Genomic DNA, 9,318 nt, shown 5'->3' with positions numbered 1-9,318 from the left:
GTGCTAGTCCCGCCAGCCACAGGACGTGGCGTTATAGGCGGGCAGCGCTTGTCGGGGCTGAACAGGCGCTTCCGCTTTTCTAATAAAAAAACATATTCTCTTATTATACCCAAAAAATAGTGATTCGAGGAGGGGGGAATGGAGATGAAACGAAATTCCGGGACTTATCGTCTAACTTTTGTAGCGGAAATGGTTTTTCGTTTCCTATTGGCAGCGATTCCGCTAAAATAGAAGGCAGACAAGCTACGACAATCTGGGGGCATAGAGATGGAGAATCGAATCGAAGTATTTCGCGGACTGTTACACTACCGCTACTATACGTATAAACTAAGAGATGCAGAACGGTTTCCGGGTGTCTGGAAAAAAACGATTGTATGGATATTGCTGAGCGGGCTGATCTTCGGGTTTAGCGCTTATTACGGGGTCGACTCCGAGTATCTTTCCAGAAAGCTTGCCGCGATTCCGCGGGCAGAATATGAAATGACGAAATCATTATTCCTGGTAGGGCAAATTCTTCAGGGACTGTTTTTCGGTGCGACGATGCTGTTTTTGCCTGCGTTGTTTTTCTGGGCGCTGACCGATTTGGAGTACAAGCGGCTGCTGGCGATCCAGCTGTTCACGATGCCAATCCTGCTTTTGGAAAAGCTGTTGCTCGTGCCGCTGGCGATCTATCTAGGGCTGACAAAGATCAGCTCCCCGTTCTCATTAGGGATCATCGCACAATACATAACCGGAAATGACTGGCTTATTTATTTTTTCGCCAATCTATCGATCTTTAAAATCTGGACTATTTTTCTAGAATACAAGTATGTAACGGCAATGACCGACAAAAATCCGAAGCTGATCCTGCTGATGGTGACTGCGATTCAGCTTGTCATCTGGATTTTTGTGGCGCTTCTTTCATTCATTCGAATGGAAAATATCCTTTAAAGGGGGAATACGGATGAAAAAGCAGACAGCCATCCTGGTGACCGCCGGAATGCTAGTTGGAGCGGGCAATCTCTATCTTGCCCTCCAGGAGGACAGCAAAGCGATGCGCTCCTCCTATATCGAGAACTGGGCGGAAATCGGCAAGCAGACGTTGACGGAAACGCTCCATGCCGAAGGGGTCGTCACACCCGAGACGGAGCATCACGTCTATTATGATCCTAAATCAACCGAGTTCAAGGGCTTCCTCGTAAAAGAAGGCGACGAGGTACAGGCAGGAACGCCGCTTTTTGACTATTCTTCCGCTGCGATCGACGACGAGCTGGCGAGGCTCGAGGCGGAGGCGGACAAGCTCGAAACAGAGGCGAGATTGCTGGAGGAGCAAATTCAACAGCTTGCCTATCTGCAATCCGTATCGGATGCGACGACGGACGATTCGCTACCGGTTGCCGGTGACGGAATCACAGCCGATCCGACAAATGATTTGCTCGCCGTCTCGATCGAGAAGGAAATGTATGACAAGCAATTGGAAAAAAGCCGCGTCGAAGCAGAAATCGACCAGTACAAGGAGCAGATCGCTGCCTATGATAGCAGCGGCAAGCTTGAAGCAAGCAGCGAGGTTGCCGGCTCAGTAAAAGAAATTCACTATGACTTGAATAATCCAATCATGACGATTATATCTGCGACGCCAAAGGTTGAAGGAATGTTTTCCGAAAGCGATTTGAATAAGGTAGAGGAAGGGATGGACGCATATGTGAAAGCGGATTTGCTCAAAGGCGCAATCGGCGGCACCGTCACGAAAATTGCCACCCATCCTGAAGCCGACCCTGCAGTAAACAAGGAAAGCCAGTTTCCGTTTGAAATTCAGCTTGAGCTGAAAGACGAAACAATCGTCCACGGCACCCATGTCGATGTGTCCGTCGTCACCAACCAGGTCGTCCATGCCGCAGTCGTTCCGCAGACGGCGATCTCGAAAGGGACGATCTATTTATTGAACGAAAGCGGGAAGATCGAAAAACGCAGCATCACCAAGGGATTAGAAGTCGACGGGATGACCGAAGTGAAGCAGGGAGCCAAGCCGGGGGAACGGTTTGTCCGCGAACCGGAAAACGTTCAGCAAGCGGACAGCCCGTTTTTCAGCAAGCTGAAGCTCAGTTCCTTGCGCAAAAACACATTCCAGGAAGCAGGAAATCGCCAGTTGTTCAAGCAAATCCTCGTCGGATTTTTCAAATAAGGCTAGCGAAAATTTCCTGTAGGGGTTTTGCCGGGTTGGGACGGTGGTAGATGTAAGACAGATTGGCCGTTTCAGTAGGCGAACGGAGTCACCGGCTGCGTCCGGTTTGCATAAAGTAAATCAAAAGCTAGCGAAGCAAGCGGCGAGGGACTCGTCCGAGCGGACAAGGCGAAAGACAACAATGACTTTAGATGGAAATCTATTTACAATTTTCCGCTAGAATGATAAGGTCATTGTAGAGGCAATGGAGGACTTAATGATGGATACTCAGGATAAACCGGCAGAATGGAATCAGGAGCTCTTTTTCGATGTGATGAAAAGGGCGTTTGAAAAAGGGACGAATAGCAAGGAAATAACGATTCAAAAGTTAATCGAGGATTTGATTTTTGATTTAAAGGCCATACATGAATAACTCACAGTAAGAAAAGGGTGACTCGGAATGCGGAGTCACCCTTTTGCTGTTCAGGTAGATTGCTAGTTGGCGATGAAATAGTCAATCAAGTAGGCCGCCCAAAGCTTATGGCCGGCTTCGTTTGGAAAGCTTGGATCTCCGTCGGCGAGAAGCTGCAGCCGCTCTGCTTCCGTTTCCGGCCATGCCTGCCAGTGGTCCAAATAATCCAGCCCGTTCGTGTCCGCATACGCTTTAAGTGCCTCGACCTGTCTCGGGTAAAACCGGGCATTCGATAGCGGATTCGCCGGCTGGAGCAGGACGACTGCATCGGGCTTCGCTGCGAGGATGGCGGCAATGATCAGCGAATAATGCTCCGCTGCTTGGTCGTTGGTGACTTCGCCGTTATTCATCAAGATGAACGGCTCGAGCAACACGAGGTCCGCTTGTTCGGCAGCTAATTCGGCTTGCTTGTTAGCCTGGATGAATTCCATCGAGGTCATATCATAGCTTTTGACGCTAACGTCGACGGCCTCGCCATACGTTTGTTTTAGTTCCGTTGCCAATTGGCCGGCCCAGCCGGTGTCGTTCTCCCCTAACGCTTTTGAGCCAGCGAGGAGGATTTTGAAGCTGCGTTCTTCGGCAACTGCGCGTTGGAAAAGCGTTTGCGCCGCTTCCGGCCAATTGCTCGAATAGGCAGTCAGATCCTGCTCGTTATCAGGCAGCTGTTCTGTCGTTCCCCGAGTCGTCGCCGCACTCGTCGGATCGCTTTTTACTAGCACCTTCTCCTTCCATTGTTGATTTCCAAGCCACAAAACTGCCGCACATGCGATCGCAAGAATAAGAATGCTCCATTGTTTCATTTTGGTGCTTCTTCCCCCTTCAAAGGTAATGTGTAATATATCCCAATTTAAAAAATCCCCCAAAAAATACAGATTAAAAAATGCAAAGATGATAGAATGAGGAAAGATTACAATTTCATTAAGATTATGACAAGAATCGCCAGAGAACACAAGGGCTTATGCTATAATAGCAGAGGATTTTCACTTTTTTGACATGTTCAGGAGGGCAAAATGGAAGAGACGATTAGTTTGAAAGAGTTATTGGAAACGCTGAGGAAACGAATCCTCCTCATTCTGGCAATTACTTTCACTGCAGTAACGGTAAGCGGGATTGTCAGTTTTTTCTTTTTAACCCCGATTTATCAAGCATCAACGCAAATTCTCATTAATAAATCAAACATGGACCAGGGGAATTACAGCTACAATCCTCAGGAGCTTCAGGCAAGCCTCCAGCTGATTAACACATACAATGTCATCATCAAAAGCCCGGCCATTCTGGATCTCGTTATTGACGAAATGAACTTGGACATGACGTCTGCGCAGTTAAGCGACAAGATCACCGTCGGCAGCGAAAATGACTCGCAGGTGATGAATGTTTCGGTCCAAGATGAAGATGCGAATCAGGCCGCAGCGATTGCCAATACGATTGCGAAAGTTTTCAAAACCGAAAACATCATGAAGGCCGATAATATTAATATTTTGGCAAAAGCAGAAGTAGCCGAGGGCCAGGCTCCGATCAAGCCACAGCCGACGCTCAATATTGCGATCGCGATGGTGGTCGGCCTGATGGTTGGTGTCGGACTAGCCTTCCTGCTGGAATACTTGGATAATACGGTAAAAAATGAACAAGATGTCGAAAAGAATCTCGGACTGCCGATCCTTGGGGTCATCTCCGTCATTGAGGAGTCCAAGCTCGAAGATATAAGGAAACGGCGTACCGACCGAAAAACAAGAACAAGAGGTGAGTTTTTTGGCTCTTAACAATAAGATGAAAAAGGCAATGGCTAGCACGAAGCGAATGCTCGTCACCTTTTTGGATCCGAAGTCGCCGATTTCGGAGCAGTATCGGACGATCCGAACGAATATCGAATTTTCGTCGATCGATGAGGACATGCAGGCGATCATGGTGACATCTTCTGGTCCTTCCGAGGGGAAATCGACGACAGCAGCGAACCTGGCAGTCGTGTTCGCACAGCAGGAAAAGCAAGTGCTGCTCGTGGACGCCGACTTAAGAAAACCAACCGTTCATTATACATTCAATCTCACGAATACGTTTGGGCTGACATCGGTATTGTCGAAGCAAATGCAATTGGTCGAGGCAGTCGATGAGTCGGAAATTGACAATCTCGGAATCTTGACAAGCGGGCCGATTCCGCCAAATCCAGCCGAGCTGCTCGGCTCAAAAGCGATGAACCAATTCCTCCTAGAGGCGAGAGAGCATTTCGACGTGATTCTTTTTGACACACCGCCTGTGCTTGCGGTAACGGATGCACAGGTGCTGGCCAATAAATGCGATGGCTCGATTCTTGTTGTCTACAGCGGAAGGACAGAGATGGACGGAGCCGCAAAGGCGAAAGAGCTTTTGGAAAATGCGAAAAGCAAATTGCTCGGCGTCGTCTTAAACCACAAGAAGCTGCAAAGCTCTGACTATTATTACTATTATGGCAACAAATAACAGGAATTCGACAAAAACCGGCAAAATCTCCCCGTTTCTCATTCGGATAATAAATGGTACTATTAGAAAAGTACTACAAATGTGACAAAAATATGGAAATGAGGTGGCGCGATGGTTGATTTGCATTGTCATATACTAGCAGGAATCGACGATGGGGCACAAACGATGGCAGACAGCGTCGAAATGGCCCGCGCTGCGGTGGATGAAGGAATCGACACAATTATTGCGACACCCCACCATAAAAATGGCCGCTATGAAAATAGCAAACAAGCAATCATCGAAAAGACGGATGAACTGAATGAAGTTTTAAAAGCCGAGGGAATACCTCTCCATATCCTCCCCGGCCAGGAACCGGCGATCCACGGGGAGCTGGTAACTGGTATGACGCTTGGAGAAGTCAGTACGCTGAATTTTAGCCGCTATCTTTTCATTGAGCTGCCGGCCGGCCATGTGCCGAGGTACACCGATCAGCTTCTCTATGATGTCCAGGTCAACGGAAAGATCCCGGTCATCGTCCATCCGGAACGGAACCAGGAAATCATCGAGCGTCCCGACATCCTTTATCAGCTGATTAAGAACGGGGCGCTCTCGCAATTAACGGCGGCGAGTGTGTGCGGACGATTCGGAAAAAGGGTGAAAACCTTCTCCGAGCAGTTGATCGAAGCAAACCTGGCTCATTTTATTGCCTCTGATGCCCATAACACAAACAAACGCGCCTTTTATATGACGGAAGCCTATCACGATATCGATACCTGCTACGGTGTTGATATGGTCTATTTTTTCAGAGAAAATGCCGAGCTGCTCGTAAGGGACAAAAACGTTTACAAAGAAGTACCGCAGCGCATCAAAAAGAAAAAATTCCTTGGACTCTTCTAATGACAACATGACTTTAGCCTATTACTTTGTCAGCAAGAGATGACCGGCGATGCCTCCTGTCCGTTACCCACGGAGGCACTCGATCATGCTGTGGGATGCTTCTATAAGCAGGCCTTAGACACGGGAGTTGTCGATAGCATGATGTGAGGACGGGTTAGATGCCCAATTTATTTTCTTTTTTCTTAAGCTAACTATCTAATGAAAACCCATGTCATGTCACATGTGTTTTCATTAGGTAGTTATTTTATTAGCCGAAAATTATTAGCCGAAAATAATTTGGCTCAGTTTACTTTACTAGGGGGATTTCGATGAGCTACCACAAACGCTTGCTGTTACTTGCCGGACTTGATTCACTGATCGTGTTTGCCGCAGTCTATTTTAGTTATAACCCACTGCATCCATCACTTGAAACGGTACGATACGAAAATATTGTTAGTAGTGCGCTCGTGCTGTTGATTTGCCATCATGTATTCGCGTCGATGTTCTTGTTGTATAACAAAGCGTGGGAATACGCCAGTGTCGGCGAGCTGGTTGGCATCACCAAATCGGTGACGCTCTCGGTGTTGATGCTGACCTTATTCCAATACATCATGAGCTACGAAGTATACGGGCGCGTGCTCTTCAGCACCTGGACATTGCTCGTTTTGCTGATCGGCGGCAGCCGTTTCTGGTGGCGGATTACCCGCGACCGCTTTATAAAAGCGAAGAAAATCATGACGAATGTCCTGATTATCGGTGCTGGACAAGCCGGTACGGTGGTGGCAAGGCAACTGAAGAACAACCGTGATTTAGGGCTGCTGCCGGCAGCGTTCATTGATGACGATCCAAAAAAATACAAACTGCAAATCCTCGGCATCCCGGTAGCAGGTACGAGCAAGGATATTGCCGCAGTGATGGAGAAATATGCAATTGATAAAATTGTGATTGCGATTCCGTCGCTGCAAAAGCAAGAACTGGCGACGATCGTCGCAGAGTGTTCCAAGACGAAGATCAAGCCGCAAATTATGCCGAAGCTCGAAGACATCATGATGGGCAAAGTAGCAGTCAGCAGCTTTCGCGATGTCGAAGTCGAGGATTTATTAGGCCGCGATCCGATCAAGCTCGATATCGAGGGGATATCGGAGTATGTCTCTGCTAAAACGGTTCTTGTAACAGGAGCCGGTGGGTCAATTGGCTCGGAGATTTGCCGGCAGATTTGCAAGTTCCAGCCGGAAAAATTGGTGCTCGTTGGCCACGGAGAGAACAGCATTTATACGATTGATATGGAATTAAGAAACCAGTACGGGAAACAGATAGAGATTGTGCCTGTTATTGGTGATGTACAGGACCGGGAGCGGATGTTTGAGGTGATGGAAGAACATGCTCCGGCTGTTGTTTATCATGCGGCTGCTCACAAGCATGTTCCTTTGATGGAAGACAACCCGCGTGAGGCTGTGAAGAATAATGTGTTTGGAACGAAGAATGTCGCCGAAGCAGCAGACACATTTGGCGTTGGGACTTTCGTGCTTGTATCAACTGATAAGGCTGTGAACCCTACGAATGTAATGGGCTCGACGAAACGGATTGCCGAGATGATTATCCAGAAGCTGGATCAGGCTAGTGAAACAAAGTTTGTCGCCGTACGATTTGGCAATGTACTCGGAAGCAGAGGCAGTGTCATCCCGCTGTTTAAAAAGCAAATCCAAGCCGGCGGACCGCTGACGGTGACGCATCCAGATATGACAAGATATTTTATGACGATTCCAGAGGCCTCCAGGCTTGTGATTCAAGCTGGATCATTGGCCCGCGGGGGAGAAATCTTTGTGCTTGATATGGGCGAGCCAGTGAAAATCGTTGATCTTGCTAGAAATCTTATCACTCTTTCGGGTTATTCTACTGATGAGATTTCTATCCGTTTTTCGGGGCTGCGTCCTGGGGAGAAGATGTTTGAGGAGCTGCTGAATGAGAAGGAGATTCATCCTGAGCCGATTTATCCGAAGATCTTTATTGGTAGGGCTGTTTTGGAGCAGGAGCAAGAAGTAGAGTTCCTGCTGCAACAATTTGAACATTTTAGCGCAACCCAGCTGAAAGAGTACGTGATCAACCTCGCCAACCGCAAGAAAAATCGCGTGTTTTTGGTCGCGAAGTAGGGGGGATGGCGTTTGGTTTTATTTGGGGATTTTGATAAGCAAAACCTTCGGTTTTGAAGCTCGAGCTTCATTAAGAAAGGGGAGTTTTTAGTGAAAAAGGTGCGGAAAGCAATTATCCCGGCAGCAGGCCTAGGTACTAGGTTCTTGCCGGCTACTAAGGCGATGCCAAAGGAAATGTTGCCAATTGTTGATAAGCCGACGATCCAATACATAGTGGAAGAGGCGATTGCTTCTGGGATTGAGGATATTATCATTGTGACAGGAAAAGGGAAGCGGGCGATTGAGGATCATTTTGATATTGCGCATGAACTTGAGCAGAATTTGATGGATAAGGGTAAATTGGATTTGCTGGAGAAGGTGCGGTATTCTACGAATCTTGCTGATATCCATTATATTCGTCAGAAGGAACCAAAGGGTTTGGGGCATGCTGTTTGGGCTGCGCGTAATTTTATTGGTGATGAGCCGTTTGCCGTTTTGCTTGGTGATGATATCGTACAAAGCGAAACACCATGTCTGCGCCAGCTAATGGATCAGTTTGACCAGACTCATTCTTCCATAATCGGAGTGCAACCGGTACCGGATGATGAAACTTATCGATATGGGATTGTGGAGCCTTCGGTTCAGAGCGGGAGAAGGTATCAGGTTGAGAATTTTGTGGAAAAGCCTGCTCCTGGGACGGCACCATCGAATTTAGCGATTATGGGTAGGTATATTCTTACGCCGGAGATTTTTATGTTTTTGGATGAGATGGAAACGGGTGCTGGTGGTGAGATTCAGTTGACTGATGCGATTCAGAAGTTGAATCAGATTCAAAGGGTATTTGCTTATGATTTTGAGGGTAAGCGGTATGATGTTGGGGAGAAGTTTGGGTTTGTGACAACAACGATTGAGTTTGCTTTGCAGAATGAGGAATTAAGAGCGGATTTGCTTGAGTATCTTGTGGAGGTTGTTGGGAGGGAGAAGAAGGGGCAGTGATTGTTGGGTGGTTTAGCCTAGGCCTTGCGGCCTCTTTTTTTTGGGGGATGAGTTGTTCAGTGTTGATTTAGGCCTTTCGGCCTTTTCTTGTAATATCAGAATTTATATGTTGACCCTTTTTTGTTGGGGTTGTGAGGGGGATATGGGTGGGATTTTTTGGCCCAGGCCTTGCGGCCCTTTTTTGGGGGATGAATTGTTTGTTGTTTATTTAGGCCTTTCGGCCTCTTCTTGGAAGATTGGATTGAATGATTAGTGGGAACTGAGTATCGTAG

At 47.6% G+C, this 9,318-nt stretch carries 9 protein-coding genes; 8 read left to right on the top strand and 1 reads right to left on the bottom strand.

Going from position 1 to position 9,318, the window contains the following annotated elements; genetic code table 11:
- The first annotated feature begins 267 nt into the window (after positions 1 to 267).
- From UB32_RS17970 to UB32_RS20115, 3 genes are all read left to right on the top strand, one after another.
- Positions 268 to 930 (top strand): hypothetical protein, encoded by a 663-nt coding sequence (locus UB32_RS17970; RefSeq protein WP_044396415.1) that lies wholly within the window; start codon positions 268 to 270, stop codon positions 928 to 930.
- Between the two features lie 13 nt (positions 931 to 943).
- A complete protein-coding gene (locus UB32_RS17965) occupies positions 944 to 2,161 on the top strand; it encodes an efflux RND transporter periplasmic adaptor subunit (RefSeq protein WP_044396413.1) in 1,218 nt (405 codons plus the stop codon).
- A gap of 256 nt (positions 2,162 to 2,417) precedes the next feature.
- Positions 2,418 to 2,573 carry a hypothetical protein gene (locus UB32_RS20115; RefSeq protein ID WP_157841638.1) on the top strand — a complete coding sequence of 52 codons (156 nt, stop codon included), beginning with the start codon at positions 2,418 to 2,420 and terminating at the stop codon, positions 2,571 to 2,573.
- A 62-nt stretch (positions 2,574 to 2,635) separates the two neighbouring features.
- Here UB32_RS20115 and UB32_RS17960 read toward each other — a convergent pair whose 3' ends face one another.
- Complete coding sequence (locus UB32_RS17960; RefSeq protein WP_044396411.1) at positions 2,636 to 3,412, bottom strand: SGNH/GDSL hydrolase family protein; 777 nt, start codon at positions 3,410 to 3,412, stop codon at positions 2,636 to 2,638.
- Positions 3,413 to 3,622: 210 nt separating this feature from the next.
- Between UB32_RS17960 and UB32_RS17955 the strand changes: the two genes are divergently transcribed.
- The 5 genes from UB32_RS17955 (at position 3,623) to galU (ending at position 9,046) form a co-directional block, all read left to right on the top strand.
- On the top strand, positions 3,623 to 4,372 hold the full coding sequence (locus tag UB32_RS17955; RefSeq protein ID WP_044396409.1) for a YveK family protein: 750 nt from the start codon (positions 3,623 to 3,625) through the stop codon (positions 4,370 to 4,372).
- 7 nt (positions 4,373 to 4,379) lie between these two features.
- A complete protein-coding gene (locus tag UB32_RS17950) occupies positions 4,380 to 5,066 on the top strand; it encodes a CpsD/CapB family tyrosine-protein kinase (protein WP_044396419.1) in 687 nt (228 codons plus the stop codon).
- Between the two features lie 111 nt (positions 5,067 to 5,177).
- Entirely contained in the window at positions 5,178 to 5,942 is a 765-nt protein-coding gene (locus UB32_RS17945) for a tyrosine-protein phosphatase (RefSeq protein WP_044396407.1), read from the top strand.
- Positions 5,943 to 6,250: 308 nt separating this feature from the next.
- A complete protein-coding gene (locus tag UB32_RS17940; RefSeq protein WP_044396405.1) occupies positions 6,251 to 8,071 on the top strand; it encodes a polysaccharide biosynthesis protein in 1,821 nt (606 codons plus the stop codon).
- 90 nt (positions 8,072 to 8,161) lie between these two features.
- Positions 8,162 to 9,046: a UTP--glucose-1-phosphate uridylyltransferase GalU gene (galU, locus tag UB32_RS17935; RefSeq protein WP_044396403.1), complete on the top strand. Its 885-nt coding sequence runs from the start codon at positions 8,162 to 8,164 to the stop codon at positions 9,044 to 9,046.
- Positions 9,047 to 9,318: the final 272 nt, after the last annotated feature.

This window comes from Mesobacillus subterraneus, from assembly GCF_000934845.1.
GTDB lineage: Bacteria > Bacillota > Bacilli > Bacillales > Cytobacillaceae > Mesobacillus > Mesobacillus stamsii.
The sequence above is the reverse complement of the archived record's forward strand: the minus strand, read 5'-3'. Positions and strand labels throughout refer to the sequence as shown.